This is a genomic window from Bradyrhizobium sp. WBOS07 (assembly GCF_024585165.1).
Taxonomy (GTDB): domain Bacteria; phylum Pseudomonadota; class Alphaproteobacteria; order Rhizobiales; family Xanthobacteraceae; genus Bradyrhizobium; species Bradyrhizobium japonicum_B.
Genome location: NZ_CP029008.1, coordinates 4,625,561 through 4,652,183 on the forward strand (window position 1 = coordinate 4,625,561; position 26,623 = coordinate 4,652,183).

Here is a 26,623-nt window from a genome sequence, read left to right on the forward strand (position 1 = left end):
GCTAACCCACCCTACGAAGATAGAGGTCCGCCATGAATTTCGACGACACGCCGCAGGAAGCCGCATTCCGCGAGACCGCGCGCAAATGGATCGACGCCAACGCGCCGAAGGAGCTGCATGCCGAGCTGTCAAAATCTTCGCTCGGCCGTATCCGCCTCGCCAATCGCGACATCGTCGAGGTCGGCAAGGCCTGGCAGAAGAAGAAGTTCGAGGGCAATTGGGCCTGCCTGCACTGGCCTAGGGAATATGGCGGGCGTGGCGCGACGCCGATCGAGAAAGTGATCTGGCAGCAGGAGGAGGGCGTCTACGGCAAGCTGACGCAGCCGTTCCAGATCGGCGAGGGCATGTGCGGCCCGACCGTGATGGCGTTCGGCAGCGAGGACGCGAAGCGCCGGTATCTGCCGAAGCTCGCCTCGGGCGAGGAGATCTGGTGCCAGCTGTTTTCCGAACCGTCCGCCGGCTCGGACGTCGCGGGGCTTCGCACCCGCGCGGAGAAGAAGGGCGATAGCTGGGTCGTCAACGGCCAGAAGATCTGGACCTCGGGCGCGCATTACTCCGATTACGGCCTTTTGATCGCGCGCACCGATCCGAACGTGCCCAAGCACAAGGGCCTCACCATGTTCTTCCTGGACATGAAGAGCCCCGGCGTCGAGGTGCGTCCGATCAAGCAGGCCAACGGCATGCAGGAGTTCAACGAGGTCTATTTCACCGACGTGGTGATCCCCGACAGCCAGCGTCTCGGCGCCGTCGGCGATGGCTGGAGCGTGTCGCTGACCACGCTGATGAACGAGCGCATGTCGATCGGCGCGCGGCTTGCGACCGGCGTGCCTGAGATGTTCGAGTTCTGCTCAAACCTCATGCTCGAGGATGGCCCGGCGATCGACGATCCCGCCGTGCGCTCGAAGCTGGCGAGCTGGGCGGCGAAGTCGAACGGGCTGAAGTTCACGAGCTACCGCACCATCTCGGCGCTGTCGAAGGGCGAGCGGCCGGGTCCGGAGAACTCGATCGGCAAGCTCGTCTCCGGCATGATGCTGCAGGACATCGCGACCTACGCCATGGACCTGCAGGGCGCGGCCGGCGTGCTCACCGGCAACGACGAGGAGACGGTGCAAGGCCAGTTCCAGCAGATGCTGCTGTCCTCGCCCTCGATGCGCATCGCCGGCGGCACCGACGAGATCCTGCGCAACATCATCGCCGAGCGCGTGCTGGGCCTGCCCGGCGACATCCGCGTCGACAAGGACGTGCCGTACAACAAGATCCCGACCAAGGGACGGTGATCCAGTCCATGGCTGTGTCTCGTAGGGTGGGCAAAGCGAAGCGTGCCCACCATATGCAGATGCGCCGGGGAAAGTCTGTCGGTGGGCACGGCGCGACGCGCCTTTGCCCCCCCCTACGAAGCAAGCATCGCGAGCTGACCATGGACGCAAAAGTGAGCCAGACCCAAAACCGTATCGATGTGCTCGAAGAGCTCCTCAACGAGCGCTACTCCGTCCGCGCCTTCCTGCCCAAGCAGGTCGACCGCGCCACGATCGAGCATGTGCTGGCCACCGCGCAGCGCACCGCGTCCTGGTGCAACAGCCAGCCCTGGCAGGTCGTCATCGCCAGCGGCGCGGCCAAGGAGCGCTTTCGCGAGGCGATCTACAAGGAGGCCTCAGGCGGTCTCGGCGACGATTACGACTTCACCCCGCCGCGCGAATATGTCGGCGTCTACCTCGAACGCCGCCGCGAAAGCGGCTTTCAGCTCTACAACACGCTCGGCATCGCCCGCGGCGACAAGATGGCCTACGCCAGGCAGGCGCTGGAGAACTACAATTTCTTCGGCGCGCCGCATGTCGCGATCATCCACACCAACGAGCCGCTCGGCATTTACGGTGCGATCGATTGCGGCGCCTATGTCTCGAACTTCATGCTGGCTGCGCAGGCGCTCGGGCTCGGCACCATTCCGCAGGCCGCGCTGGCGCGGCACTCCGGATTGATCCGTCGCCACTTCAACCTGCCTGACGACCGCCGCGTCGTCTGCGGCATCTCGTTCGGCTATGCCGACCATGCGCACAAGGTCAACAGCTACCGCACCTCGCGGGCGAGCGTGGCGGAGACCGTCACTTTCGTGGAGGAGTGATCGGCGCGGGCGGCGTCGTTCGCGCACGCATGCAAAGGCGGCCGCAGAAGCGGCCGCCTTCATCTTGTCCGGTTCGATTGACGCCGGCCGTCAGCCGCCGCTGCCGCCGATCACGGCCCGCACGGTCTCATCCGGCCCGAAATCCTCGGCGCCGTCGACGTAGAGCAGCGCGGCGAGCTTCGAGCGGGCCCGGTTAACGCGGCTCTTGATCGTGCCGACGGCACAGCCGCAGATCGAAGCCGCATCCTCGTAGGAGAAGCCGGAGGCGCCGACCAGGATCAAAGCTTCACGCTGGTCCTGTGGAAGCTTGTCCAGCGCCGTGCGGAATTCCTCGAACTCGAGATGCGCGTTCTGCGACGGCTGTGTCTTCAGCGTCTTGGCGTAATTGCCCTCGGCATCCTCGACCTCGCGCCGCCGCTTGCGATAGTCCGAGCGGAACAGGTTGCGCAGGATCGTGAACAGCCACGCCGGCAGGTTGGAGCCGGGCTGGAACGAGTCGATGTTGGCGAGCGCGCGGAGCAGCGTCTCCTGCACCAGGTCGTCGGCGCGGTCGGCATTGCCGCTGAGCGAGATGGCAAAGGCGCGCAGGCTGGGTACGGCCGCCAGGATGTCGTTACGCAGGGAGTCCGTGAGAGGCATTAATCCCTCCCATTGGTGTTGTCGTTAGATCCCCCGTCATTTTCCACTTGGGGTGTGGCTCCCTGGGCATCAAGCTTCTTGATCAGTTCTGCGAACCGATCCGGAACCCCCTGCCGCACCACGTCGTCGTACATGGCACGCAGCTGATGCCCGATCCGGGATTGAATCTCCGGAGTGAGCCCTCCCTTGCCGGGGGTCGTGCTTCTGGTTGCTTGAGACTTGAGATCTTTCATGACCTGTTCCACGTTTCCCCGAGTTAAGTTACTGTAAAATCGAGAAGTTTTCTCAACCGGGAGCCGTTCCCTGGATAGGCACAATTCCAGGTTCGAGAAAAAGTTCCGCCTCAAGCGGAACTTTTCTTAGGCTGAGGCGTAGACAGCCAGCAGGGGAACCCGGGCCCCCCGCGTTGCCAGGTTGGCCCGAAGATGAATGGAGTGGGGATGTCCCGTTCACAGCTCGTTGCCGAACACTTGCCCTTGTTGCGCCGGTACGCGCGCGCCCTGACGGGCAGCCAGGCATCCGGCGACGCCTATGTCGCAGCCATGTTGGAAGCCATGCTCGGAGATCCCAGCGTGCTCGACGAGAGCCATGGCCCCCGCGTCGGGCTGTTTCGGCTATTCACCCAGATCTGGAATTCGGTCTCCGTCAACGATGATTCGGAGGTGGCGACCCTGCCGATGCCGCCTGAGCGACGGCTGTCGAACATCACGCCGCTGCCGCGGCAGGCCTTCCTGCTGCTCTCCCTGGAGGGATTCTCGGAGGAGGAGGTCGCCTTCATCCTCGGCACCGACGTCGCCGAGACGCGGCGGCTGGCGGACACCGCCGGACGCGAGATGGCGGCCGAGATCGCGACCGACGTGCTCATCATCGAGGACGAGACCTTCATCGCCATGGACCTCGAGAGCCTGGTGAAGAATCTCGGCCACAACGTTGTCGGCGTCGCGCGCACCCATGCCGATGCGGTGGCGCTGGCCAAGAACAAGCGGCCCGGCCTCATCCTCGCCGACATCCAGCTTGCCGACGGCTCCTCGGGCCTCGATGCCGTCAACGAATTGCTGCGCACCTTCGAGGTGCCGGTGGTGTTCATCACCGCCTATCCGGAGCGCTTCCTCACCGGTGAGCGGCCCGAGCCGGCGTTCCTGATCTCGAAACCGTTCCAGCCCGCGATGGTGTCGGCGGTGGCGAGCCAGGCCCTGTTCTTCCAGCGCAACTCGCGCAACCGCACGCCGAAGGCGCCTGCGGCGTAAGGCAGGCGACCTTCGCGAAACGATCTGAACCGGCGTGTCGCAAGGCACGTCGGTTTTTCGTGCCGGTCGCCCGCTCTTGACGCGCATCGGTGACGCCGCTCATAGCTGATGCATGATCCTCGTCGGAGATGTGCCCATGGACCAGCAACTGCTCGATCGCCTCGCCATTCGCGACCTCGTCGAGAACTGGGCGGTGTGGCGCGATGCCGGCGATTGGGAGCGTTTTGCCACGGTCTGGCATGAGGAGGGCTGGATGTCCGCCACCTGGTTTCAGGGACCGGCGCGGGAGTTCATGCGCGTCAGCCGGGAGGGGTTCGCCAGAGGCGTTCGCATCCTGCATTTCCTCGGCGGCACCAGCATCGATCTTTCCGGCGCGCGGGCGATCGCCCAGACCAAGATGACGATCTCGCAGCGCGCCCTGGTGCACGACGTGCTCTGCGACGTCGTCTGCACCGGACGCTTCTACGATTTCCTGGAGAAGCGGCAAGACCCATCAGGAATTGGAAGATGGGGCATCGTCCGGCGCCAGCCGATCTACGAGAAGGACCGCATCGATCCGGTCGATCCTGCCGCGACGCTCCGCCTCGACCAGGAAGCGCTGGCCGCGCTGCCCGAAGGCTATCGCCATCTCGCCTACATGCAGGAGCTGATCGGCTACAAGGTCAAGCGCGACATGCCGGGCCTGACCGGGCCCGAGGTCGAGAAGCTCTATGGCGAGGGGCGGGACTGGCTGGCGGGGAAGGCCGCACAAGTCCAGCCAAAGTGAGCTGCAGACAAAGCAAGTGAGCTGCAGACAAAAGTAAGGCGCGACTGGCATCACCACAGTCGCGCCCTACGTCGCCGGCTTATGGGGCAGGGGGGAATAGCCGGCTGCTGAGACGACTCCTGTCCATGCAAGACGTTCCAAGCCTTGCGAAATAATTTCCGCGCGCCGCTGCATTTGCCGGACACGGTTAAGTGATCGCAGCTGCCAAGAACCCCCGGTCCTCCGCTCGCGTTGTTCCCGCGATCGCCATGGGGCGAGGGACCGACAGCCATGTCACAGATTCATAAGGTTTTTTTAGGCGCAATCGCGATGGCCGCGACGCTCGGCGCGGTGCAATTGGCCTCCGGCCACGATCTGGCCGACCGCTGGCAGGCGGTCGCCGATCTGCCCAGCCACAGCCTGAGCCACGCCCCAGCTCACAACGTCAATCGCGCCGGCAAGGCCGACCGTATTGCCGAGCTCAAGCCGGCCGCGGTTCCCACCCGCACCGTCTCGATGCGGCTGAACGACCTCGCCGCCACGTCGGTGCTGCTGCGGGTGCCTGCCGCGATCGAGACCGGTAACGCCAAGCCGCCGGCACTGCTCCAGAACCAGAAGAAGGTGCGCACCAAGCCGACGATCGCCTGTGAGCCGATGGTCAGCTCGCTGACCGAGGTCGCAAAGCTGCTCCAGCCCGGTCGTTGCGTGACCTGATCCGCTGCGCGACCAGACAGATCGTCCTCCCGCCGGGAGGGCGATTTTTCACGTCCACTTGATCCCCCCTCGCCTCGCGTTATATCCCGGGTTTCTTCCTTTTCGTTTTGACCGGGTAAACGCATGACGACGTCAGACACGGCTGTGCATACGCAGCCCTTCCAGGCCGAGGTTTCCGAGCTGCTGCACCTCATGGTGCACTCCGTCTATTCCGAGACCGACATCTTCCTGCGCGAGCTCGTCTCCAACGCCTCCGACGCCTGCGACAAGCTCCGCTACGAGGCGATAGCCAGTCCGGCGTTGCTGGGCGAGGGCGACGCGCTCAAGATCCGCATCGCCCCGAACAAGCAGGCGAATACGCTCGTGATCGCCGACAACGGCATCGGCATGGAGCGGCAGGAGCTGATCGATCATCTCGGCACCATCGCCCGCTCCGGCACCAAGGCGTTCGTGTCCAAGCTGAAGGAGGCCAAGGACGGTCTCGGCCTGATCGGCCAGTTCGGTGTCGGCTTCTATTCCGCCTTCATGGTCGCCGAGAAGATCGTCGTGATCAGCCGCCGCGCCGGCGAGAGCGATGTCTGGACCTGGACGTCCTCCGGCGGCTCGGGCTTCGAGATCTCCCGCGCCAGCGACGAGGAGGCGGCGCGCGTGACGCGGGGCACCGAGATCGTCCTGCACCTGAAGGACGATGCCAGGAAATATCTCGAGGCCTTCGAGATCGAGCGCATCGTTCATGCCTATTCCGACAACATCCTGTTCCCGATCGAGCTCGTGCCGGAAGAAGGCGAGCCGCGCCAGATCAACTCGGCGAGCGCGCTGTGGCAGCGCTCGAAGTCCGAGCTGACGCCGGAGGACTACAAGAAGGCCTATCAGCAGATCGCATCCGCCTTCGACGATCCCGCGATGACGCTGCATTATCGTGCCGAGGGGCGCTATTCCTACGCCGTGCTGCTGTTTGCGCCCTCGGCCAAGCCGTTCGACCTGTTCGAGCCGAACCGCAAGGGCCGCGTGAAGCTTTACGTCCGCCGGGTCTTCATCACCGATGATGCCGATCTGTTGCCGGGCTATTTGCGTTTCATTCGCGGCGTCGTCGACAGCGAGGATCTCCCGCTCAACATCTCCCGCGAGATGCTGCAGAACAATCCGCAGCTGGCGCAGATCCGCAAGGCGGTGGCGACCCGGGTCGTGTCGGAGCTCGAAAGCCTCGCCGACAAGGATCCGGACAATTTTGCCAAGATCTGGGACGGGTTCGGTGCGGTCCTCAAGGAAGGCATCTACGAGGATTTCGAGCGGCGCGAAAAGCTGCTGGCCCTGTCGCGCTTCACCACGACGTCGGGCGAGAAACGTTCGCTGAAGCAGGTCATCGCCGATTTCAAGCCCAACCAGACCGAGATCTATTATCTCGTCGGCGACAGCATCGAGCGGCTGAAGTCCAATCCGCGGCTTGAGGCGGCAACCGCGCGCGGCATCGAGGTGCTGCTGCTGTCCGATCCCGTCGACGCCTTCTGGACCTCGATGCCGTCGGAGTTCGAGGGCAAGCCGCTGAAGTCGCTGAGCCAGGGCGATCTCAATCTCGACCTGATCCCGCGCGTCGATGAGGCGGACGAGGCGAAGAAGGAGGAGCCGGCCGCGGATGAGGCCGCCACCGTCGCCGTGATCAAGGCCGCGCTCGGCGAGCGCGTCAGCGACGTCAAGGCCTCGACGCGCCTCACCAGCTCGGCCTCCTGCCTCGTTGCCGACAGCCAGGGCCCGAGCCGCGAGCTCGAGCGCATCCTGTCGCAGCAGAACCGGGGCCTGCGCACCAAGCCGATCCTCGAGATCAATCTGCGTCATCCGCTGGTGACGGCGATCACCAAGGCGCAAGCCGGCTCGAAAACCGTCGACGATCTCAGCCTGCTCCTGCTCGAGCAGGCGCAGATCCTGGACGGCGAATTGCCGGAAGACCCGGCGGCGTTTGCGACAAGGCTGAACCGGCTGGTGTTGCAGGGGCTGGGCGGCTAGCGCTGCCTGGCAGCATCGTTCCGGCTGGGCTTGACCGCCACCACCTCTCCAGTGCGCATCGCTTTTGGCGTTGCGCGGTCCACTCACCTTGACGTCATCAGGCCCGCGGAACAGTCGCGGACGACGAGATGTTGTGTCATATGAAGCGACGCCACGAAATCGAGGATAGCCCCATGCGCCTGCCATTCCTCATTCTCACCGCGATCTTCACGTTGCTGGGCGCAGCGGATGCCAGCGCGCAGAGATACGATCCGGCCTATCCCTTCTGCATGCACCGCTACGTCGGCGGCCCCGGTGGCGGAGGCGGTGACTATTTCGACTGCTCGTTTACCTCGATGGAGCAGTGCCGCGCCACGGCGTCGGGCCTTGCCGCGACCTGCGACCCCAATCCCTATTATGCCTACAACGAGCCGCCGCCGCCGCGCCGGCGCCACAAGAGGCCGCAATAGATCGTCGGTGTGCCGTGCAGGAGAGCCCTTCTTGCTTCTCTGGTCGTACCCGATCATGGCCATCGCGGCGTTGCTCGCGGCCACCCCCTCGCAGGCGCAGACCTACGATCCGCGCTATCCTGTCTGCATGCACGTCTATGCCGGTCGCGGCGGCCTGAACTGGTATGATTGCTCTTTCACATCGATGCCGCAGTGCCGCGCCACGGCCTCGGGCCGCGCTGCGACCTGCGATCTCAATCCGTACTATCAGCCCAAAGCACCTCCGCAGCGCCCGCGTCACAAGCGCAGCGGCTAGCGGCGATTAGCCCGCCATCTTGCACCGGCCATCGGCCTGCGCTGACGGCATGCCGCCGAAAGCGTCGGCCTGGTAAAGGATGGCTAGCGTTAATCGCCTCCTAACCGGGTTTACCTTGTCTTTTAACGCCTGGGTCAGGGCGCACGGGCTAGACTGCCGGAAACCGCAGACCGCCCGAAAGAGTGAACAATATGACCACCGGCGTCATCGAGCAGCCGAAAGTCGCGCGCGCACCGTCGGCTTCCAGGATCTGGCTGAAGGCGATCGAGCTCACCGCGCGGATCGAGACGCTGCCGGGGCGCCTTTTCGCCGACGTCATCGACGATTGGGCACAGCGCCAGCCCGACCGCGTTGCGCTGCTCACGGACGATGCAAGTCTCGATTATGCCGGCCTGTCGAAACGCATCAACCGTTACGCGCGCTGGACGCGCTCGGTCGGAGTGGCCAAGGGCGATGTCGTCGCCTTGATCATGCCGAACGGCATCGACTATCTCGCAGCGTGGCTCGGTATCAGCCGGGTCGGTGGCGTGGTCGCGCTTCTCAACACCAAGCTGGTCGGCCCCTCGCTCGCGCATTGCATCGACGTCGCCAAACCCTCCCACATCATCGTGGCGCATGAGCTAAAGGAGATGCTGGAGGGAGCCGCGCCGCATCTGAAAAGTCAGGCCAAGGTGTGGACGCATGGGGACGCCCGCGGCGAACGCGCCATCGACGTCGCGCTTGCGGCGCTGGACGACGCGCCGCTGTCGCCGGAGGAGCACGGCGAGGTCACCATCGACGACCGCGCGCTGCTGATCTACACCTCGGGCACGACAGGCCTGCCGAAGGCCGCGAGCATCAGCCATCGCCGCATTCTCAATTGGGGTTTCTGGTTCGCCGGCCTCACCGGCGCGAGCCCGCAAGACCGGCTCTATGATTGCCTGCCGCTGTTCCACTCGGTCGGCGGCATCGTCGCGCCGTGCAGCATGCTCGCCGCCGGCGGCTCGGTGGTGATCGCCGAGAAATTCTCGGCGTCGCATTTCTGGTCGGACATCGTCCGGCACGACTGCACGTTGTTTCAATATATCGGCGAGCTCTGCCGTTACCTGCTCAGGGCTCCGCCCTCGGAATACGAGAACCGCCATCGTCTCCGCCTCGTTTGCGGCAACGGCCTGCGCGGCGACATCTGGGAGGACTTTCAGGCGCGTTTCGCCATTCCCCGTATCCTCGAATTCTACGCGGCGACGGAAGGCAATTTCTCGCTGTTCAACGTCGAGGGGCAGCCGGGCGCGATCGGCCGCATCCCGCCGCTGCTGGCGCATCGCTTCCCTGCCAATCTCGTCAGGCTCGATCCGGACAACGGCGCGCCGCTGCGCGATGAAAAGGGCTTCTGCATCGCCTGCGCCCGCGGCGAGGCCGGCGAAGCCATCGGCCGCATCGGCACCGCCGACGAGGGCGGGGGTCGCTTCGAGGGCTACACCGACGCCGGCGAAACCGAGAGGAAGATCCTGCGCGATGTGTTTGCCAAAGGCGATGCCTGGTTTCGCACCGGCGATCTGATGCGGATCGACGACAAGGGGTTCTTCCATTTCGTCGATCGGATCGGCGACACGTTCCGCTGGAAGGGCGAGAACGTCGCGACCTCCGAAGTGAACGAGGTGATGCGCGATTTCACCGGCGTGGTCGATGCCACCACCTACGGCGTCAGCATCCCCGGCGCCGATGGCCGCGCCGGCATGAGCGCGATCGTGGTCAACGAAGGCTTTGACATTGCGGCGCTGCCCGCACATCTGTCGCAGCGCCTGCCGGCCTATGCCCGTCCGGTCTTCATCCGCATCTCCCGCGAGATCGATGCGACCGAGACGTTCAAGCAGAAGAAGGGCGATCTGTTGCGGGAAGGCTTCGATCCCGCCGCGATCCCCGATCCGTTGTTCATGGCGGACTCGAAATCCGGAGCTTATGTCCCGCTGGATGCCGAGGCTTATGCGGCAATCCTGGGCGGCTCGATCAGGCTGTGACTCCGCCAAAATCGGCAGATAGGTCCAATTTTATCTGAATTGTCCAAGAAGACATTTACTTCTCTCGGGTAAACAGGCGGCCATGGGGAGGCGGCCAGCACGAGCCGCCGCAACACCAACGATAACAAAGCGAGCCAGCCATGTCGGTAAGGTCAAAGGTCATCGAGGCGATCCGGCAGATCGCCAAGGAGCAGAACGTCACGCTTCCGGAGCTGTCGGACGATCTGTCGCTGCACGAGACGGGCTTCGACTCGCTCGCCTTCGCCATCCTGGTGGCGCGTCTCGAGGACGACACCGGCGTCGACCCCTTCACCATTTCCGAGGACGCAGCATTCCCCGCCACCGTGGGCGATTTCGTGCGGGCCTACGAAAATGTCCCCGCGTGAGATCTTTGCGCTCCGCGACTATCTCAGCGCGGAGTTGAAAGGCCGCACGATCTCCGACGCGCATGATGTCGTGTCGTTGACCGATATCCTGTCGCAGACGGTCCTGGGCGGCCGCCTGCGCGAATTGTCGGGCCGCTCCGTGCTGCTCAAGCTGCCCGACCAGCTCCGGTCGGGCCTTGCCATGATCGAGCTCGACGGCATCGCGAGCCGCATGTTGCTGTGCCCGCCCGATCTCAACCCGGCGCATCTCGATGCACTGATCGAGGATGCCGGGATCGATGCCGTCGTCACCGACGACGCCGGTCGTTGGGCCGATTCCGGCGTGTCGCTCGTCGTGATCGCGCAATTGCCGCTTCAAGCGGCCGCGCCGGCCAAGACCGCGCGCGCCACGGAATGGCTGATGCTGACCTCGGGCACCTCAGGCGTGCCGAAAATCGTCAGTCACACGCTGGAAGCGCTCACCGGCGCCATCGTCGCCGAGGGTCCCGCGCGCGGACCTGCGCCGGTATGGGCGACGTTCTACGACATCCGCCGCTATGGCGGCCTGCAGATCTTCCTTCGCGCCGTCCTGTCCGGCGGCTCGATGGTGCTGTCGGACCCGCATGAAGCGCTCGGCGATCACGTCGCGCGGCTGAAGGGGCGTGGCGTCTCGCACATCTCCGGCACGCCGTCGCACTGGCGCAAGCTCCTGATGAGCGGTTCGGCCACGAAATTCGCCCCGGCTTACGTCCGCCTCTCCGGCGAAATCGCCGACCAGGCGGTGCTGGACGGGTTGAAGGCGGCATTCCCCAATTCTTCGGTCGGTCACGCCTATGCCTCGACCGAGGCCGGCGTCGGCTTCGCCGTGAATGACGGGCTGGAAGGCTTTCCGGCCGACTATCTCGGCAATCGCAACGGCGTCGAGATGAAGGTGGTCGACGGTTCGCTGCGGATTCGTTCGACGCGCACCGCGCACGCCTATGTCGGTCGCAGCGCCGCGGCGCTCACCGATGACGACGGCTTTGTCGACAGCGGCGACATCGTCGAGCTGCGCGGCGATCGCTATTATTTCGTCGGCCGTCGCGGCGGCATCATCAATATCGGCGGGTTGAAAGTCCACCCCGAGGAGATCGAGGCGGTGATCAACCGTCATCCCGACGTGCGGATGTCGCGGGCGAAATCGCGCAAGAGCCCAATCACCGGCGGCATCGTCGTCGCCGACGTGGTCCTGGCCGACGGCGCCGATCAGGCGCGCGCGAAAGAGATCCGCGACCAGATCCTGGCTCAGTGCCGTGCGCAACTCGCCTCGCACAAGGTGCCGGCGGTGATCCGCTTCGTCGAGGCGCTCGACGTCACCCCGGCCGGCAAATTGGCGCGCACCGATGCATAACGTTCTCGTCACCGGCGGCAGCCGCGGCATTGGTCTGGCGATCGGCAGTCGCCTGGTCGGTGCCGGCTACAACGTGATCGCAGTAGCACGGCGCCAGAGCGAGGAGCTCGAGGGCGCAATCGCAAAATCCGAGGGACGCCTGCATTTCCGCGCCTGCGACCTTGCCGTGATCGACGCGATCCCGGCCTTCGCAAAGCTCGTGCGCGACGAGTTCGGCCCGGTCTACGGCCTCGTCAACAATGCCGGCCTCGGTACCGAAGGCCTGCTCGCCACCATGCACAATTCCGAGATCGAAGCGCTGGTGCAGCTCAACGTGCTGTCGCCGATCATCCTCACCAAGTATGTGGCGCGGCAGATGATGGCGGACGGCGCCGGCCGCATCATCAACATCTCCTCGATCATCGCGACGACCGGCTATAACGGCCTGTCCGTCTACGGTGCGACCAAGGCGGCTGCCACCGGCTTCACCCGCTCGCTGGCGCGCGAGGTCGGCAAGGTCGGCATCACCGTGAATGCGATCGCGCCGGGCTTCATCGATACCGAGCTCACCCACAACCTCTCCGACGAGGGGCGCAAGCGCATCGCCGGACGCAGCGCGCTGCGCCGGCTGCCGGAGACAGACGACGTCGCGCGCATGGTGGAATATCTGCTGGGGGACGGCGGCCGCAACGTCACCGGCACCGTGTTCACCGTCGATGCGGGCAACACGGCATGAGCGGAACTCGGCCGGCATGATTGCGTTGATCGGGCGCAATGACATTCAGCCCGAATTGGTCGTAATATGCCCCGTAATCGGTTGGGTTACGTCAATCGATCTGCCCTAATCGACGAGGAGCAGTCCATGGCCATGCCAAACACGGCCGCTTCAATCCGGGGTCGGACGCAGCAAGCCCAGCCGGACGTTGTCCATTGTCCACCGATGGCGCATCAGAATTCCGGCGATCACGGCTATGAGATGTACCCGCAGCAATTCGTTCGTCTGGTCGGCTGCCATGACGCGTCGCTCGACACCTCGCGCAAGCGTCAGGACGAGAAGCTGCACTAGAAGACCGCTGCGCACATCCGGATCATGCTCTAGCCGTCACGTCCCGTGCTTCGGCGCGATCTTCGGCAGGTCAATTCGTTCGTGTGAGAATTCGGGCGGCCCTTCGGTGAGGCGGCGGATGCGGCGCTCGCGCTCGTCCTCCGGCAACGCGGGATCGAGCAGCGTTTCGATCTCGTGGACTGCGATTTCCTCGATCCTGATCGCCTCTGACGTGATCGGGTGCTCCGGTGGGAGCACCGGCGGCGCGATCTTCAGGCCCAGCTCGATCAGCTTGCAGATGGCATCCGAGCGGGTCAGGCGGTGCGCTTCAGCCCAGGCATCGACGGCTTCCGTCAATCTCTCGGGCATCTTGACCGCGCTGATCGGGTCGACGCCGGTGCGTCGGCGGACCGGAGAGGTGGAGTCCCTATTGCCGAAGTCGGACACCTCGATCATCCCATGCAAGGCCGTGGAGCTGAACGAGGATAGCCGCACTCCCCGGCGGGTCGTTTGATGCCGATCAATGACCCCCGCAGCATTGCCCAGCGGGCCGGCGTCTTGTTGTTCCGGCCCATTTCAGCCAATGATCGAAACGGGTCGCCCGCCTGCGAACCCGGATCGATCCTGTCACGTATTTGTTGCGCATTCCAACCATCCGGCATCCCCGATGACCCCAGGCGAATCCTTCTATGGCGGCATTCCGGTCTTCCGCGGCTTCACCAGCCTGATGGACCCTGCGCTCTATGCGCCGCTTCCGGACGATTGGAGCATCGGCGTTGCCGATATCGTCGATTCCACCAAGGCGATCGCGGCGCGGCGCTACAAGGCGGTCAACATGGCCGGTGCGGCGGTGATCGCGGCGGTGACGAACGCCTTGGAGGGACGCGAATTCCCCTTCGTGTTCGGCGGCGACGGCGCGAGCTTTGCGGTTGCGCCCGGCGATCTCGATGCGGCGCGCGAGGCGCTCGCCGCGACCGCCACCTGGGTGCGGGAGGACCTCGACCTGAGGATGCGGGTCGCGCTGGTGCCGGTAAGCGCCATCCGCGCGCAGGGCCTCGACGTGCGTGTCGCGCGCTTCGGTCCGTCGGCGAACCTGTCCTATGCGATGTTCTCCGGCGGCGGCCTCGCCTTTGCCGACGCGGCGATGAAGCGTGGCGAGTTTGCGGTCGCCGAGGCCCCGCCGGGCACGCAGCCCGACCTGTCCGGACTGTCCTGCCGCTTCGAGATGATGCCGGCCTCGCGCGGGCTGATCCTGTCGGTGCTGGTGATGCCGGCGCGCGGCGCCGATCCGCATGCCTTCCGCAAGGTGATCGAGGACGTCATCCATCTCGTCGAGCGCAGCCCGGACGGCGCCCGTCCGGTGCCGCCGCAGGGACCGCCGCTGAAATGGCCGCCGCAGGGGGTGGACTACGAAGCCCGCACCAGGCGCGGCGGCCCGCTGCTGGCCCGCCGAGCCAGCGTGCTGGCCTATACGCTCTTCGCCTATCTGATCATGCGCTTCGACATCAAGGTCGGCGGCTTCGTGCCCGGCCTCTACAAGCGGCAGGTCGTCGAGAACTCGGACTTCAGGAAGTATGACGACGGCCTGCGCATGATTCTCGACTGCACCCCGCAGCTCGAGCGCGCGCTGAGCGATCGCCTTGCGGCCGCAGCGCGCGAGGGCATCGTGCGCTACGGCCTGCATCAGCAGGACGCCGCCATGATGACCTGCTTCGCGCCCTCGGCGCTGCGGAGCGATCACGTCCACTTCATCGACGGCGCCCGGGGCGGCTATGCCTCGGCAGCGACGGCGCTGAAGGCGATGACGGCGTAGCCGATTCCCGTGTCCCGGACCCGCTGCGGCCCGTAGTGACGCCGCGCCGAGCGGCTGCAATCACATTCCTGCGCTTTTGCTGCGCTCATTTGCCCCAGCGCACAAACGCGACCGAGGCCGCCGTCGACAGGCCGAACACGACCATGGCCCCGCCGACCAGCGCGAACAAGGTCCAGGCCGGCGCCTGCGCAATCATGAGGCCGATGCCGCCGATCGCGACGATCAGAAGTCGTGCGGTGGAGGCGAGCACCGGTCCGCCGACGCGGGCCGCGCCTTGTGACGAGAAGTAGAGCGACACGCCTATGCCGAAGAACACGAAGGCCGGACCGGCCCAGTGGAAATAGCTGTGCGCCGCGGCAGTGACGCCGGGGTCTTGCGTAAAGAGCGCGACCCAGAGCGCGGGATCGAGCGCGACGACGAGCCCGATCAGGCCGACCGTGAGTCCGGAGGCCGCCGCCGCGGTCCAGGCGACATGCCGCGCCCGCTTCAAATGTCCGGCGCCTATCGCCAGCCCGACCATCGGCACCGAGGCGATGCCGAAGGCGAAGGTGATCGGGATCAGCAGGAATTCCAACCGCGAGCCGATGCCGTAACCGGCCAGCACCTCGGTGCCGAAGGTCGCCAGGATCTTGGTGAAGATCAGGATCGTGAGCACGGTCTGGAGCGGCGACAGGCAGGCCACCGCGCCGACCTTGAGAATGTCCAGGAACATCGCGCGCTCGAAACGGAAGGCGCGGAAGTCGAGCTGCAGCCGGCTGTGCCCGGACCACAGATACCAGAGCAGGAAGACCGCCGCGCAGCTGAACGCGATCAACTGGCCGCTGGCGACACCCGGCATGCCGAATTGCGTCACGCCGAACAGGCCGAGACCCAGCGTGCCCCCGAGCACGACCTGGAGCACGCTCGCGCCGATCAGCGTCATCGAGGGCAGGCGCATGTCGCCGGTGCCGCGGATCACCGAGGCCAGCGTGTTGACGAGCCAGATCGCGACCGCGCCGGAGAACAGCACCTGCGAATAGCCGCTGGCTTCCTCCAGGACGCGGTCGCGGCCGCCGAGCAGGGTGAAGAACCAGCGGCCGAAGCCGAGCATCATCACCGTGAAGAACAGCCCGCCGCAGAGGCCGATGATGGCCGCATGCAGCGCCAGCGTCGCGGCGCGGTCACGATCGCCGGCGCCGAGGGCGCGGCTGATCGCGGACGATACCCCGCCGCCCATCGCGCCCGCGCTCATCATCTGCGTCAGCATCGCGAACGGAAACACCAGCGCGATCGCGGCGAGCGGGATGGTGCCCAGCCGGCCGATATACGAGGTCTCGGCGATCGCGACCAGCGTGCTGCCGACCATCGCGATCATGTTGGGGACCGCGAGGCGGAGCAGCGTCGGCAGGATCGGCGCCGTCAGCAGGCTCGTAATGGAGGAGGCGACCGGTCCCCGCGGCGGGACGGCGTCTACGGGGGCGTCGATCGTCATGTTCACCGGGCGGACATTTTAAATGATGATCGACATATTATAGGGCCGGGAGCAGGCGGCCCAGCCCTCGCTCACGCAGGGCTCACCACGGCAGGCCGCATAGGTCGATGGTGCCCAGCGTCGGGGCGCGGACGATGTTGAAGACGTAGGGCGCCATGTGGGTGAAGCGGATCCGCCCCTCCGGCTGTTCGCAATAGACCTCACCCTTGAGGGGCAGCCAGCTCCGGGTCTCGTAGAACGAGACATTGTGGGGCTCGCAGAACAGCAGCGCGAAGCGAACGGCCTCGTTGGCGCGCATGGTGTGGACCGCCGCGTCGATCGCCACGGTCGCATAGCCGCGGCCGCGCCGGTCCTCGCGGGTGCAGACCCCGCCGATGCCGCCGATATGGACCTTCTGCCCATTCCAGGTGACGGTGCGGAAGTAGATGCCGACATGGCAGACCAGGCCGTCCTCGGGGGTCTCGATCAGGACGCGCAGATCGGCATTGGCCCATTTGACCTGAGCCCAGGGCTTGTCCGCGATCGTATGTGGTCCCCAAACCGCCTGATGCAATGGCTCCGCAATCGGCCACGAGGCGTCGCCGTTCAGAATGTCGATCTCAATGCTCATGGAGTCCGTTTTGCATCGCAGTTCGGTGATCGGCCTCACAGACGGAGGGCGCCAATTTGCTCAGATAGCACTAAATGGTATGGTATCGCGACAAAACTGGAAACCGAGATGCGCCGGCTGGGGCTGATCGCTATGGCACTCGCGTTTTGCTTGGCGGGCGAAAGCGCGCGCGCCGAGAAACGCGTGGCATTGGTTTTCGGCAATTCTGGCTATCAGAACGTCACCGCGCTGACCAATCCCGCGAACGACGCGGCCGCCATGGCCGAGATGTTCCGCAAGGCTTCCTTTGACGTCATCGATTCGCGTCGCGACCTCAAATACATGGAGATGCGCCGGGCGCTGCGCGACTTCACCGAGAAGGCGCGCGGGGCCGACATTGCCGTCATCTATTTCGCCGGCCATGGCCTCGAGGTCGACGGCACCAATTACGCGGTCCCGGTGGACGCGGTGCTGGAGCGCGATTCCGACGTCGATGACGAGGCGGTGTCGCTCAATCGCATCCTGCTTGCGGTCGAGCCGGCCGCGAAGCTGCGCCTTGTCATTCTGGATGCCTGCCGCGACAATCCCTTTGCGAAGAAGATGAAGCGCACGATTGCGTCGCGCTCGCTCGGGCGAGGGCTGATAGGCGTAGAAGCCAACAGGCCCAATACGTTCATTGCCTTTGCCGCCAAGGAGGGAGCAACGGCGTCGGACGGTGACGGCCGCAACAGCCCGTTCACCACGGCGCTGGTCAAGCATCTGACCATCCCCGGCCTCGACATCCGCAAGGCCTTCGGTTTCGTCCGCGATGACGTGATGAGCGCCACGGCAAGCCAGCAGGAGCCCTATACGACCAATTCGCTCGGCGGCAATGACGTCTCTCTGGTTCCGGCGCCTGCGGTCCCGGCACTGCCCGCCCGCCCGGCGGATACGGATGTCCGCGCCGATTATGAGCTGGCCGAACGTGTCGGGACGGTCGAGGGGTGGGATTCCTTTATCGCCGCGCATCCGTCCGGCTTTTACGCCAATCTCGCGAAGGCGCAGCGCAACAAGCTCACGGCGGAGACCGAGCGCGCGGCTGCCGCCGAGAAGGCGCGCCAAGCCGCGGATGAGCGTGCACGGCTCGCGGTCGAGGGTGCCAAAGCGGCGGATCAGGCGAAGGCCGAAGCCGAGGTGAAGGCAACCGAGCAAGCCCGGATAGCGGCCGAGAAGAAGAAGCAGGTAGAGGAGGCCAAGCTGGCCGCCGAGCAGAACCGGCTGGCCGAACAGGCCAAAGCTGCGGAGATTAAAAAAGCCGCCGAGTTGCAACGGGAGGCCGAAGCAGAGGCGAAGAAGGCGAGCGCCGCCAAGCTCGCCGCCACGAACGAGGCGCCGCAGCAGCCGGATACACCCACGCCTGGATCGGCCCAGCCCACCGGCCGGATCGCGATGGTCACGCCTACACCGGAACCGCAGGCGAGTCGCGCGATTCCCTCCGATCTTCCTCGCCTGCTCCAGGCCGAGCTCAAGCGGGTCGGCTGCAAGACCGGCGAAGTCGGCAATGAGTGGAACGACCAGGCCCGCCGGGCCCTCTCGCTATTCAACCAGAAGGCCGGTACGAAGCTCGACACCAGACTTGCGAGTCTGGATGCGCTGGATGCGGTGCAGGCCAAGGCCGGCCGGGTCTGCCCGCTCGAATGCGACCGGGGCTTCCGCGCCAGCGGAGAGGTCTGCGTCAAAATCACCTGCGAGGCGGGCTACGTCCTGAGCGCGGGCGGCAGTTGCGTCAAACGTCCCGAAGCGACGCGCGAGCGGCGCTCACCTTCCTCCGCATCCCGCGGCAAGTGCTTCGTCTATCAGGGGACGTCGTTCTGCGAATAGTCCCGCTGCCCGACGCCGCGCTCAATAACCTTCGCACGCGGTTCGCGTGATGGTCGGCTTGGCGCAGTAGGACAGGCCGGAGCCATTGTAGAAAGTGTACTGCCGCTTGCCCGGTTTCAGCCTCTGATCGATCGTCATGGTGCAGCGGCTGCCGACGACCTTCAAGTTGATGATGATGTAATTGTTGGGATACTCACGGATGGCGCGCAAGGTGTGCCGGCCGGCAACGCGCAGTGCGGCCGTCCCCTCGGGCGCTTCCGTTGGCTTTGCGCCCAGCTTCGCGTTGTAGACGACCCGCCCTTCGATATTGCTGGTCATGTCGAGCTGGGCGCTGCGGTCGGTCGAAAGGGTGCCGCTCCCTTCGCCGCGGATCGGGAAGTTTTGGATCGGTGGATTTTGGCAAGTCGCCAGACCCTCAAAGCTGAATTTGGCCCGGAGGACGGTGCCGGCGGCCCTGCCGTCGGTCGGCGTCAAGACGAGCAACATCGCGACGGCAGCGAGTGCAGAAGAAACTGTCTTCATCATTTCCGGCCCCATAAATGTTTCATTGGCAAAGATATTTTCGGAACGAACCGCCTGATTTAATTCGATGCGTCGATTTTATGCAATCCGGCCAAGCTGCGGCATCACGCGCTTTCGCAAATTGGCGGTATTTAACGGCCACGGAACCTTCTATAAGGGGTGACCGTTAGAACCCGTTCTCCACCCAGTTGCGGACAAGAAGCCATGACCTTTACGCTGCCCCCACTCCCTTACGCCTATGACGCCCTCGGCCAGTACATGTCGAAGGAGACGCTGGAATTCCACCACGACAAGCATCATCAGGCCTACGTCACCAACGGCAACAACGCGCTCAAGGGGACCGAATGGGAAGGCAAGTCCCTTGAGGAGATCGTCAAGGGCTCGTTCGGCAAGAACCCCGCGGTGTTCAACAACGCCGGCCAGCACTACAACCACATCCACTTCTGGAGCTGGATGAAGCCCAATGGCGGCGGCACCAAGCTGCCGGGCAAGCTCGAGAAGAAGATCAACGAGGATCTCGGCGGCTTCGAGAAGTTCAAGACAGACTTCCAGGCGGCCGGCGTCGGCCAGTTCGGCTCCGGCTGGTGCTGGCTCCAGGTCAAGAACGGCAAGCTCGAGATCTCCAAGACCCCGAACGGCGAGAATCCGCTGGTGCACGGCGCCACCCCGATCCTCGGCTGCGACGTCTGGGAGCATTCCTACTACATCGACTATCGCAACCGCCGCCCCGATTATCTCAAGGCGTTCGTCGAGAACCTCGTGAACTGGGAATACGTGGAGTCCCTGTTCGAGAAGGCGTGAGCTTTCACCTCGTCATTCCGGGTTCGGCTTCGCCGCCCCGGAATGACAGAAAACAAGGCGGTCGCTTATGCGGCCGCCTTTTTGCTGTGCGGAATTGCCCTGCGCGGTACGCGCATGGGTCTGTCATCGTACCGTTTGCATCGCCCGGGCACCGCCCTTAATCAGGACGGGCATCGCCCTCGAGCCAACAAGCCCGTTGTCAGAACCTTCCCCGAAAACCCCAGCGCCGGCCGAGGATGCGGAGTCCGAGCCGCGGCCCGGGCGGGTGCGCAAGCCGATCGGCTGGTCGACCATCATCATCGCCGTTCTGGTCGCGGTCAGCGCAGCGCTGGTCTGGCGGCGTGACGGCACCGACGGCGTTCTCGACATCCTGACCCACGATCTCTCGCTGTTCTCAGGCATCCTGCCGCGCGTGCTCGCCGGCTGCCTGCTCGGGGCCTTCATCTCCGAGATCCTGCCGCATGAAAAAGTCTCGCGCTCGCTGGGGCCGAAATCCGGCCTGATGGGCCTTCTGATCGGCACCGCCTTCGGCGCGATCCTGCCGGGCGGGCCGTTTACCGCCTATCCCGTGGCGAGCGCGTTGCTCGCGGTCGGAGCCGATTTCGGCGCCACCATCGCCATGGTCGTGAGCTGGACCTTGATCGGCTACGGCCGGGCGGTGGCCTGGGAAATCCCGATCATGGGCACCGACTTCACATTGTGGCGGATCGTGATCTCGCTGCCTTTGCCGGTGCTCGCCGGTGCGCTCGGACGCTTCGTCTATGTCCGGCTCTATCCGAAGCGCGCCAGCGACGAGGACGCGGCATGAGCGCCGCGCTCCTGATCGACATCCTGCTGTGGGGTTCGGTGCTCGGCGTCGGGCTGATCGCCTTTCGCCGCGGCCCCGCGGTGTTCAAGGCCTCGCTGCGCGAAGGCTCGATGGACTTCATCAACATCGTGCCGCGGATCGCGCTCGGGGTGATCGGCTCCGGCTACATCGCTGCGATCATCCCGCAGGAGGTGATCACCGGCTGGCTCGGGCCGGACAGCGGCTGGCTCGGCGTTGCGACCGCCGTGGTCGCCGGCGCGGCGACGCCGGGCGGCCCCGTGGTCGGCTTCTCCATCGGCTCCGTGGCGCTGAAGTCGGGCGGCGGGATGCCGCAGGTGGTGGCTTATGTCGTGGCCTGGGCGCTGTTTGCCTTCCAGCGGGTGATCTTGTGGGAAATTCCGTTCATGCCCGCCCGCTTCGTCTGGTTCCGCTGCGCCGTCTCGGTGCCGTTCCCCTTCGTGGCCGCTGCCATCGCGATGGTGATCGGCAAGCCCTGAGCTAGCACTGTCATTCCGGGTTCGAGGCTTTGCATCGCCCCGGTACGACGGCCGGGTCATGGACAGGAGTAATGTTATAATATAACATGCTTAGATGGTTCCCGCCGCCTCCCGCGCCCATCATCCCGACCATGCCCACGGGCACTCCCATGCGCACGGGCAGGGGCACGAGCACGGGCATGGGCACGACCACACCCACACCCACGATGCCGCCTCGCCGCATCCTGCCCAGGCGGCGCCCTGGTCGATCCTGCGGATGACCATGGCCGCGCGCCTTGCGGCGGCGCTCGCCGTCTGTGTCGTGCTCTGGGGCGTGGTCCTGCTGGCGATGAGATGACGATGGCCGCGCTGCACTTTCACAACGTCACGCTCGGCTATGACCGGCATCCCGCCGTCCACCATCTGAGCGGCGAGGTCGGGCGGGGTGCGCTGGTCGCCGTGATCGGTCCGAATGGCGCGGGCAAGTCGACGCTGCTGCGCGGCATTGTCGGCATCCTCAAGCCGCTCGACGGCAGCATCCATCTCGGCGGGCTCGACGCCAGGGACATCGCCTATCTGCCACAGAGCGCGGAGATCGACCGCAGCTTCCCGATCTCGGTGTTCGACTTCGTCGGCACCGGGTTGTGGCGCGATGCCGGCCTGTTCGGCGGCATCGGCAAGGCCGCGCGCGGAAAGATTCTGCGCGCCATCGCGTCCGTGGGCCTCAACGGCTTCGAGAATCGCCCGATCGGCACGCTCTCCGGCGGCCAGATGCAGCGCGTGCTGTTCGCGCGCGTGCTGCTCCAGGACGCCAGCCTGATCGTGCTGGACGAGCCTTTCAACGCCATCGATGCCAAGACCACGGCCGACCTGCTCGCGCTGGTCAAGCAATGGCACCATGAGGGCCGCACCGTGCTCGCCGCGCTGCACGACATGGAGATGGTGCGCAACCATTTCAGCGAGACGCTGGTGCTGGCGCGTGGCCCGGTGGCGTGGGGACCGACGGCCGAGGTGCTGACGCCGGAAAACCTGCTGGTCGCGATGCGGATGTGCGAGGCCTTCGACGACAGTGCCGCGGCCTGCGCTGCCGATGATATCGGCTCGCGGGCGGCCTGATATCCGATGCTCTATGACGCGCTGATCGGCCCGTTCACCGAATTCGAGTTCATGCGGCGCGCGCTCGCTGCCGTGATCGCGCTGGCGCTGGCCGGCGCGCCGATCGGCGTGTTCCTGATGCTGCGGCGGATGAGCCTCGTCGGCGACGCCATGGCTCATGCGATCCTGCCGGGCGCCGCAATCGGCTTCCTGCTCTCCGGTCTCAATCTGTTCGCGATGACCGCCGGCGGCCTGATCGCAGGTTTTGCGGTCGCGATCCTCGCCGGCTTGGTCGCGCGTTCGACCGGGCTGAAGGAGGACGCCTCGCTCGCCACCTTCTATCTGGCCTCGCTGGCGCTCGGCGTCACCATCGTCTCGATCAAGGGCACCAATATCGACCTGCTGCACGTGCTGTTCGGCAACATCCTCGCGATGGACGACCAGACATTGCTGGTGGTGGCCTTCAATGCCACCGTGACGCTGCTCGTGCTCGCCGTAATCTATCGTCCGCTGGTGATCGAGAGCGTCGATCCCTTGTTCCTGCGCACGGTCAGTCGCGCCGGGGGACCTGCGCATCTCGCCTTCCTCGCCCTGGTCGTGATCAATCTCGTCAATGGTTTCCAGGCGCTCGGCACGCTGCTTGCGGTCGGCCTGATGATTCTGCCGGCCGGCATCGCGCGGTTCTGGTCGCGCGATCTCACCGCGATGATCTGCATCGCCGTCGTCGCTGCCACGGCTTCCGGCTATGCCGGCCTCGTGCTGTCGTTCCAGACCCGGGTGCCCTCAGGCCCCGCGATCATTCTGGTGGCGACGGTGATCTACGTGATCTCGGTTCTGTTCGGCCGCGTCGGCGGCGTGGTCCGGCAATTGTTTCCCGGCCGGCATCTGGAAGCATGACGATGCGGTTCATCCTGTTCTGTGCGCTGTTGTTGATCGCCTCGCCAGGTCAGGCCGCGGAGCGGCTGAACGTCGTCGCGAGCTTCTCGATCCTCGCCGATTTCGTCCGTAACGTCGGCGGTGACAGGATCAATTTGACCACGCTGGTCGGCGCCGACGGCGATGTCCACGTCTACACCCCGCCGCCCGCCGATGCGAAGCGCGTCGCGGAGGCGAAGCTCGTCATCGTCAACGGGCTCGGGCTGGAGGGCTGGCTGCCGCGTCTCGTGCAGTCGTCCGGCAGCAAGGCGCAGGTCGTCACCGCCAGCGCCGGGATCGCCCCGCTCAAGCTGGGCTCGGCGCCCGATCCACATGCCTGGCAGTCGGTCCCCAACGCCAAGGTCTACGTGACTGATATCGCCAACGCGCTGGCCGCCGCCGATCCTGACGCAGCCGACTTCTTTCGCGCCCAGGCCAAGGCCTATCTGGAAAAGCTCGAAACGCTGGACCGCGAGGTCCGCGAGGCCGTGGCTAAAATCCCGACCGCGCGGCGCAAGGTGATCTCCACCCATGATGCCTTCGGCTATTTCGCCGCCGAGTACGGTATCCGGTTCGTCGCCCCCTTGGGCGTCTCCACCGAAACCGAGCCCAGCGCCCGGGACATCGCGACCATCATCGGTCAGATCAAGGCGCAGAAAATCCCGGCCGTTTTTCTGGAGAATATCAGCGATGACCGGCTGATCCGGCGGATCGCGGCAGAGACCGGGGCAAAGGTCGGCGGGACCCTGATTTCAGACGGTTTGACCGGCGAAAAGGGGCCTGCACCCACTTACATTGACATGGTCAGGCACAATATAAAGGCCCTGACCAGCGCGCTTGACCATTAGGGCAGGGGCCACCCCGCCTCGCGTCGCGCGAAAAAGCCCGAAGCCGGAGTTGTTATGTCTGAAGCGACCTCCCAAAAAATTCCCGTGACCGTCCTGACCGGCTATCTCGGTGCCGGCAAGACCACGCTGCTGAACCGCATCCTGTCGGAAAACCACGGCAAGAAATACGCCGTCATCGTCAACGAATTCGGCGAGATCGGCATCGACAACGACCTCATCATCGGCGCCGATGAGGAAGTGTTCGAGATGAACAACGGCTGCATCTGCTGCACCGTGCGCGGCGACCTCGTTCGCATCATGGACGGCCTGATGAAGCGCAAGGGCAAGTTCGACGCCATCATCGTCGAGACCACCGGCCTTGCCGATCCCGCGCCCGTCGCCCAGACCTTCTTCGTCGATGAGGACGTGCAGAAGAACGCGCGTCTCGATGCCGTGGTGACCGTCGCCGACGCCAAATGGCTGTCCGACCGGCTCAAGGACGCGCCCGAGGCCAAGAACCAGATCGCCTTTGCCGACGTCATCGTCCTGAACAAGACCGACCTCGTCAGCAAGGGCGAGCTCGACGAGGTCGAGGCCCGCATCCGCGCCATCAACCCCTATGCGAAGCTGCATCGCACCGAGCGCTGCTCGGTGGCGCTGGCCGACGTGCTCGACCGCGGCGCGTTCGATCTCGACCGCATCCTCGACATCGAGCCGGATTTCCTGGAGGCCGACGATCATGACCACGACCATGATCACCACCATCATCACGGCCACGATCATCATCATGATCCCGGCCTGAAGCACTACCACGACGAGGACATGCAGTCGCTGTCGCTCAAGACCGACAAGCCGCTCGATCCCAATATGTTCATGCCCTGGCTGCAGAACCTGGTGCAGGTCGAGGGCGGCAAGATCCTGCGCTCCAAGGGCATCCTCGCCTTCCACGACGACGACGACCGCTACGTCTTCCAGGGCGTCCACATGATGCTGGAGGGCAACCACCAGCGGAAGTGGAAGGAAGGCGAGCCGCGCGAGAGCCGCCTCGTCTTCATCGGCCGCGAATTGCCGGAAGAGGCCATTCGCAAGGGTTTCGAGAGCTGCATCGTCTCGTGATGAAAGAGTTCACGCCGCCTTCCGATTCCGCCTCGATCGTCTCCGTCACCGACCGCGTCAAGCCCGTTGCGCTCGGCATGGCCGTGACCTCGGCGCATTTCCTCGGGGATCGTGCCGCCTTCGTCGGCGGCGAGGAGAATGTCGCCTTGGTCGATGCCAAGGGTGAGATCGCCAAGGTCGCCGTGCACAGCGGCGGCATTCTCTCCACCGCCTTCGACGGCAAGCGCCTCGTCATGGGCGGCGACGACGGCAAGGTCGTCTCGCTCGACGCCAAGGGCGAGGTGACGCTGCTCGCCACCGACCCGAAGCGGCGCTGGATCGACGCGGTGGCGCTGCACACCGACGGCGCCTTCGCCTGGTCGGCCGGCAAGACCGCCACCGTCAAGAGCGGCAAGGCCGAGGAGAAATCGCTCGACGTGCCCTCGACCGTCGGCGGCCTCGCCTTCGCGCCGAAAGGCCTGCGGCTCGCGATCGCGCATTACAACGGCGTGACGCTGTGGTTTCCCAACATGGAAGGATCGGCCGAATTCCTGCCCTGGGCCGGCTCGCATCACGCCGTCACCTTCAGCCCCGACAACAAGTTTCTGGTCACTGCGATGCACGAGCCGGCGCTGCATGGCTGGCGGCTCGCCGACAACAGGCACATGCGTATGTCCGGTTATCCCGGCCGCGTCCGCTCGATGTCCTGGAGCGCGGGCGGCAAGGGGCTCGCAACCTCGGGCGCCGACACCGTCATCATCTGGCCGTTCGGCAGCAAGGACGGTCCGATGGGCAAGGAGCCCGCGATGCTGGCACCGCTGCAGGCGCGCGTCTCGGTCGTCGCCTGTCATCCCAGGAACGACATCCTCGCCGCCGGCTATAGCGACGGCACCGTGCTGATGGTGCGCCTCGATGACGGCGCCGAGATCCTGGTCCGCCGCAACGGCACGCCGCCGGTCGCCGCGATCGCCTGGAACGCCAAGGGTACGCTGCTGGCGTTCGCCGACGAAAATGGGGATGGCGGCCTGCTGGAGCTTTAACCAGCGCCAGTGTGCGACGGTGCTCTGGTCTTCTAGGTTGATAATCAGAAAGAAGCCTTTGACCGTTGAACAAACGTAGAACAAGATGAGGTGTGCCTGAGGAAACGTACCAACCAGCCAAAATCGCAGCCCCGGCGGCAACGGGTGGGGCGGGGCCTCAGTTTGAGGTCAGGGTCGGTGCATTCTACGTTTTGGCGCTTCTATCAGGCGGAGAGCCTCGCGGCCTGCCGGGTGCCACCGTCCGCAGCGTTGCGTTTCAGCAACGAGTTGCGAAACACCCTCTCGACGATGTGGTGATCAAAGCGGCCAGCCGGGACGGCTCCCCG

At 65.2% G+C, this 26,623-nt stretch carries 30 protein-coding genes; 24 read left to right on the plus strand and 6 right to left on the minus strand.

Going from position 1 to position 26,623, the window contains the following annotated elements:
* Positions 1-32: 32 nt before the first annotated feature.
* Positions 33-1,277, plus strand: coding sequence for an acyl-CoA dehydrogenase (locus tag DCM79_RS22040; protein WP_257176318.1), 1,245 nt, complete (start codon positions 33-35; stop codon positions 1,275-1,277).
* A 140-nt stretch (positions 1,278-1,417) separates the two neighbouring features.
* Positions 1,418-2,119, plus strand: a complete 702-nt coding sequence (locus tag DCM79_RS22045) for a nitroreductase (protein WP_257176319.1) — start codon at positions 1,418-1,420, stop codon at positions 2,117-2,119.
* Between the two features lie 90 nt (positions 2,120-2,209).
* Here DCM79_RS22045 and DCM79_RS22050 read toward each other — a convergent pair whose 3' ends face one another.
* Positions 2,210-2,758, minus strand: a complete 549-nt coding sequence (locus DCM79_RS22050; protein WP_018316216.1) for a sigma-70 family RNA polymerase sigma factor — start codon at positions 2,756-2,758, stop codon at positions 2,210-2,212.
* Positions 2,758-2,991, minus strand: a complete 234-nt coding sequence (locus DCM79_RS22055; protein WP_028134180.1) for a NepR family anti-sigma factor — start codon at positions 2,989-2,991, stop codon at positions 2,758-2,760. Before DCM79_RS22055 ends, DCM79_RS22050 begins: the two co-directional genes overlap by 1 nt.
* A gap of 207 nt (positions 2,992-3,198) precedes the next feature.
* Between DCM79_RS22055 and DCM79_RS22060 the strand changes: the two genes are divergently transcribed.
* The 11 genes from DCM79_RS22060 (at position 3,199) to DCM79_RS22110 (ending at position 13,006) form a co-directional block, all read left to right on the plus strand.
* Positions 3,199-4,005 (plus strand): response regulator, encoded by an 807-nt coding sequence (locus tag DCM79_RS22060; protein ID WP_257176321.1) that lies wholly within the window; start codon positions 3,199-3,201, stop codon positions 4,003-4,005.
* 136 nt (positions 4,006-4,141) lie between these two features.
* Positions 4,142-4,771, plus strand: coding sequence for a nuclear transport factor 2 family protein (locus tag DCM79_RS22065; protein WP_257176322.1), 630 nt, complete (start codon positions 4,142-4,144; stop codon positions 4,769-4,771).
* Between the two features lie 270 nt (positions 4,772-5,041).
* Complete coding sequence (locus DCM79_RS22070; protein ID WP_257176323.1) at positions 5,042-5,464, plus strand: hypothetical protein; 423 nt, start codon at positions 5,042-5,044, stop codon at positions 5,462-5,464.
* Positions 5,465-5,587: 123 nt separating this feature from the next.
* Positions 5,588-7,465, plus strand: a complete 1,878-nt coding sequence (gene htpG, locus DCM79_RS22075; protein ID WP_257176324.1) for a molecular chaperone HtpG — start codon at positions 5,588-5,590, stop codon at positions 7,463-7,465.
* 173 nt (positions 7,466-7,638) lie between these two features.
* Positions 7,639-7,914: a DUF3551 domain-containing protein gene (locus tag DCM79_RS22080; RefSeq protein WP_257176325.1), complete on the plus strand. Its 276-nt coding sequence runs from the start codon at positions 7,639-7,641 to the stop codon at positions 7,912-7,914.
* A 55-nt stretch (positions 7,915-7,969) separates the two neighbouring features.
* Positions 7,970-8,209, plus strand: a complete 240-nt coding sequence (locus tag DCM79_RS22085) for a DUF3551 domain-containing protein (protein WP_257180817.1) — start codon at positions 7,970-7,972, stop codon at positions 8,207-8,209.
* Between the two features lie 182 nt (positions 8,210-8,391).
* On the plus strand, positions 8,392-10,206 hold the full coding sequence (locus DCM79_RS22090) for a long-chain-acyl-CoA synthetase (protein WP_257176326.1): 1,815 nt from the start codon (positions 8,392-8,394) through the stop codon (positions 10,204-10,206).
* A gap of 140 nt (positions 10,207-10,346) precedes the next feature.
* Entirely contained in the window at positions 10,347-10,592 is a 246-nt protein-coding gene (locus DCM79_RS22095; RefSeq protein ID WP_028134192.1) for an acyl carrier protein, read from the plus strand.
* Positions 10,579-11,961 carry a class I adenylate-forming enzyme family protein gene (locus DCM79_RS22100; protein WP_257176327.1) on the plus strand — a complete coding sequence of 461 codons (1,383 nt, stop codon included), beginning with the start codon at positions 10,579-10,581 and terminating at the stop codon, positions 11,959-11,961. Before DCM79_RS22095 ends, DCM79_RS22100 begins: the two co-directional genes overlap by 14 nt.
* Positions 11,954-12,676 (plus strand): SDR family NAD(P)-dependent oxidoreductase, encoded by a 723-nt coding sequence (locus DCM79_RS22105; RefSeq protein WP_257176328.1) that lies wholly within the window; start codon positions 11,954-11,956, stop codon positions 12,674-12,676. Before DCM79_RS22100 ends, DCM79_RS22105 begins: the two co-directional genes overlap by 8 nt.
* Positions 12,677-12,802: 126 nt before the next feature.
* Positions 12,803-13,006 (plus strand): hypothetical protein, encoded by a 204-nt coding sequence (locus DCM79_RS22110; RefSeq protein WP_257176329.1) that lies wholly within the window; start codon positions 12,803-12,805, stop codon positions 13,004-13,006.
* 36 nt (positions 13,007-13,042) lie between these two features.
* On the opposite strand, the gene DCM79_RS22115 is transcribed toward DCM79_RS22110, so the two are convergent.
* Positions 13,043-13,441 carry a hypothetical protein gene (locus DCM79_RS22115; protein ID WP_257176330.1) on the minus strand — a complete coding sequence of 133 codons (399 nt, stop codon included), beginning with the start codon at positions 13,439-13,441 and terminating at the stop codon, positions 13,043-13,045.
* 211 nt (positions 13,442-13,652) lie between these two features.
* Between DCM79_RS22115 and DCM79_RS22120 the strand changes: the two genes are divergently transcribed.
* Positions 13,653-14,798 (plus strand): DUF3095 domain-containing protein, encoded by a 1,146-nt coding sequence (locus DCM79_RS22120; RefSeq protein ID WP_257176331.1) that lies wholly within the window; start codon positions 13,653-13,655, stop codon positions 14,796-14,798.
* Positions 14,799-14,883: 85 nt separating this feature from the next.
* Here the strand turns inward: DCM79_RS22120 and DCM79_RS22125 are convergent, their stop codons facing one another.
* Both DCM79_RS22125 and DCM79_RS22130 read right to left on the minus strand, forming a co-directional pair.
* A complete protein-coding gene (locus DCM79_RS22125) occupies positions 14,884-16,269 on the minus strand; it encodes an MATE family efflux transporter (protein ID WP_257176332.1) in 1,386 nt (461 codons plus the stop codon).
* Between the two features lie 82 nt (positions 16,270-16,351).
* Positions 16,352-16,879 carry a GNAT family N-acetyltransferase gene (locus DCM79_RS22130; RefSeq protein WP_257176333.1) on the minus strand — a complete coding sequence of 176 codons (528 nt, stop codon included), beginning with the start codon at positions 16,877-16,879 and terminating at the stop codon, positions 16,352-16,354.
* 108 nt (positions 16,880-16,987) lie between these two features.
* On the opposite strand from DCM79_RS22130, the gene DCM79_RS22135 reads away from it, so the two are divergent.
* Positions 16,988-18,718: a caspase family protein gene (locus DCM79_RS22135; RefSeq protein ID WP_257176334.1), complete on the plus strand. Its 1,731-nt coding sequence runs from the start codon at positions 16,988-16,990 to the stop codon at positions 18,716-18,718.
* Between the two features lie 21 nt (positions 18,719-18,739).
* On the opposite strand, the gene DCM79_RS22140 is transcribed toward DCM79_RS22135, so the two are convergent.
* Positions 18,740-19,255, minus strand: a complete 516-nt coding sequence (locus tag DCM79_RS22140; protein ID WP_257176335.1) for a hypothetical protein — start codon at positions 19,253-19,255, stop codon at positions 18,740-18,742.
* Between the two features lie 189 nt (positions 19,256-19,444).
* Between DCM79_RS22140 and DCM79_RS22145 the strand changes: the two genes are divergently transcribed.
* From DCM79_RS22145 to DCM79_RS22185, 9 genes are all read left to right on the plus strand, one after another.
* A complete protein-coding gene (locus tag DCM79_RS22145) occupies positions 19,445-20,041 on the plus strand; it encodes a superoxide dismutase (protein WP_028134201.1) in 597 nt (198 codons plus the stop codon).
* 196 nt (positions 20,042-20,237) lie between these two features.
* Complete coding sequence (locus DCM79_RS22150) at positions 20,238-20,849, plus strand: permease (RefSeq protein ID WP_257176336.1); 612 nt, start codon at positions 20,238-20,240, stop codon at positions 20,847-20,849.
* Positions 20,846-21,346, plus strand: a complete 501-nt coding sequence (locus tag DCM79_RS22155; protein WP_257176337.1) for a hypothetical protein — start codon at positions 20,846-20,848, stop codon at positions 21,344-21,346. The genes DCM79_RS22150 and DCM79_RS22155 overlap by 4 nt, the downstream gene beginning before the upstream one ends.
* Before the next feature lie 94 nt (positions 21,347-21,440).
* On the plus strand, positions 21,441-21,683 hold the full coding sequence (locus DCM79_RS22160) for a hypothetical protein (RefSeq protein WP_257176338.1): 243 nt from the start codon (positions 21,441-21,443) through the stop codon (positions 21,681-21,683).
* 2 nt (positions 21,684-21,685) lie between these two features.
* Positions 21,686-22,441, plus strand: coding sequence for a metal ABC transporter ATP-binding protein (locus DCM79_RS22165; protein WP_257176339.1), 756 nt, complete (start codon positions 21,686-21,688; stop codon positions 22,439-22,441).
* A 6-nt stretch (positions 22,442-22,447) separates the two neighbouring features.
* Positions 22,448-23,317, plus strand: a complete 870-nt coding sequence (locus DCM79_RS22170; RefSeq protein ID WP_257176340.1) for a metal ABC transporter permease — start codon at positions 22,448-22,450, stop codon at positions 23,315-23,317.
* Between the two features lie 2 nt (positions 23,318-23,319).
* Complete coding sequence (locus DCM79_RS22175; RefSeq protein ID WP_257180818.1) at positions 23,320-24,183, plus strand: metal ABC transporter solute-binding protein, Zn/Mn family; 864 nt, start codon at positions 23,320-23,322, stop codon at positions 24,181-24,183.
* A gap of 54 nt (positions 24,184-24,237) precedes the next feature.
* Positions 24,238-25,278, plus strand: coding sequence for a GTP-binding protein (locus DCM79_RS22180; protein ID WP_257176341.1), 1,041 nt, complete (start codon positions 24,238-24,240; stop codon positions 25,276-25,278).
* Positions 25,278-26,297, plus strand: coding sequence for a WD40 repeat domain-containing protein (locus tag DCM79_RS22185; protein ID WP_257176342.1), 1,020 nt, complete (start codon positions 25,278-25,280; stop codon positions 26,295-26,297). Before DCM79_RS22180 ends, DCM79_RS22185 begins: the two co-directional genes overlap by 1 nt.
* The last annotated feature ends 326 nt before the right edge of the window (positions 26,298-26,623 follow it).

Excerpts from the sequence above, each read along its gene's own strand:
- DCM79_RS22040 (WP_257176318.1), top strand. The coding sequence starts at position 33 with ATGAATTTCGACGACACGCCGCAGGAAGCCGCATTCCGCGAGACCGCG.
- DCM79_RS22045 (WP_257176319.1), top strand. The coding sequence starts at position 1,418 with ATGGACGCAAAAGTGAGCCAGACCCAAAACCGTATCGATGTGCTCGAA.
- DCM79_RS22050 (WP_018316216.1), bottom strand. The coding sequence starts at position 2,758 with ATGCCTCTCACGGACTCCCTGCGTAACGACATCCTGGCGGCCGTACCC.
- DCM79_RS22055 (WP_028134180.1), bottom strand. The coding sequence starts at position 2,991 with ATGAAAGATCTCAAGTCTCAAGCAACCAGAAGCACGACCCCCGGCAAG.
- DCM79_RS22060 (WP_257176321.1), top strand. The coding sequence starts at position 3,199 with ATGTCCCGTTCACAGCTCGTTGCCGAACACTTGCCCTTGTTGCGCCGG.
- DCM79_RS22065 (WP_257176322.1), top strand. The coding sequence starts at position 4,142 with ATGGACCAGCAACTGCTCGATCGCCTCGCCATTCGCGACCTCGTCGAG.
- DCM79_RS22070 (WP_257176323.1), top strand. The coding sequence starts at position 5,042 with ATGTCACAGATTCATAAGGTTTTTTTAGGCGCAATCGCGATGGCCGCG.
- htpG (WP_257176324.1), top strand. The coding sequence starts at position 5,588 with ATGACGACGTCAGACACGGCTGTGCATACGCAGCCCTTCCAGGCCGAG.
- DCM79_RS22080 (WP_257176325.1), top strand. The coding sequence starts at position 7,639 with ATGCGCCTGCCATTCCTCATTCTCACCGCGATCTTCACGTTGCTGGGC.
- DCM79_RS22085 (WP_257180817.1), top strand. The coding sequence starts at position 7,970 with ATGGCCATCGCGGCGTTGCTCGCGGCCACCCCCTCGCAGGCGCAGACC.
- DCM79_RS22095 (WP_028134192.1), top strand. The coding sequence starts at position 10,347 with ATGTCGGTAAGGTCAAAGGTCATCGAGGCGATCCGGCAGATCGCCAAG.
- DCM79_RS22100 (WP_257176327.1), top strand. The coding sequence starts at position 10,579 with ATGTCCCCGCGTGAGATCTTTGCGCTCCGCGACTATCTCAGCGCGGAG.
- DCM79_RS22105 (WP_257176328.1), top strand. The coding sequence starts at position 11,954 with ATGCATAACGTTCTCGTCACCGGCGGCAGCCGCGGCATTGGTCTGGCG.
- DCM79_RS22110 (WP_257176329.1), top strand. The coding sequence starts at position 12,803 with ATGGCCATGCCAAACACGGCCGCTTCAATCCGGGGTCGGACGCAGCAA.
- DCM79_RS22115 (WP_257176330.1), bottom strand. The coding sequence starts at position 13,441 with ATGATCGAGGTGTCCGACTTCGGCAATAGGGACTCCACCTCTCCGGTC.
- DCM79_RS22120 (WP_257176331.1), top strand. The coding sequence starts at position 13,653 with ATGACCCCAGGCGAATCCTTCTATGGCGGCATTCCGGTCTTCCGCGGC.
- DCM79_RS22125 (WP_257176332.1), bottom strand. The coding sequence starts at position 16,269 with ATGACGATCGACGCCCCCGTAGACGCCGTCCCGCCGCGGGGACCGGTC.
- DCM79_RS22130 (WP_257176333.1), bottom strand. The coding sequence starts at position 16,879 with ATGAGCATTGAGATCGACATTCTGAACGGCGACGCCTCGTGGCCGATT.
- DCM79_RS22135 (WP_257176334.1), top strand. The coding sequence starts at position 16,988 with ATGCGCCGGCTGGGGCTGATCGCTATGGCACTCGCGTTTTGCTTGGCG.
- DCM79_RS22140 (WP_257176335.1), bottom strand. The coding sequence starts at position 19,255 with ATGGGGCCGGAAATGATGAAGACAGTTTCTTCTGCACTCGCTGCCGTC.
- DCM79_RS22145 (WP_028134201.1), top strand. The coding sequence starts at position 19,445 with ATGACCTTTACGCTGCCCCCACTCCCTTACGCCTATGACGCCCTCGGC.
- DCM79_RS22155 (WP_257176337.1), top strand. The coding sequence starts at position 20,846 with ATGAGCGCCGCGCTCCTGATCGACATCCTGCTGTGGGGTTCGGTGCTC.
- DCM79_RS22160 (WP_257176338.1), top strand. The coding sequence starts at position 21,441 with ATGGTTCCCGCCGCCTCCCGCGCCCATCATCCCGACCATGCCCACGGG.
- DCM79_RS22165 (WP_257176339.1), top strand. The coding sequence starts at position 21,686 with ATGGCCGCGCTGCACTTTCACAACGTCACGCTCGGCTATGACCGGCAT.
- DCM79_RS22170 (WP_257176340.1), top strand. The coding sequence starts at position 22,448 with ATGCTCTATGACGCGCTGATCGGCCCGTTCACCGAATTCGAGTTCATG.
- DCM79_RS22175 (WP_257180818.1), top strand. The coding sequence starts at position 23,320 with ATGCGGTTCATCCTGTTCTGTGCGCTGTTGTTGATCGCCTCGCCAGGT.
- DCM79_RS22180 (WP_257176341.1), top strand. The coding sequence starts at position 24,238 with ATGTCTGAAGCGACCTCCCAAAAAATTCCCGTGACCGTCCTGACCGGC.
- DCM79_RS22185 (WP_257176342.1), top strand. The coding sequence starts at position 25,278 with ATGAAAGAGTTCACGCCGCCTTCCGATTCCGCCTCGATCGTCTCCGTC.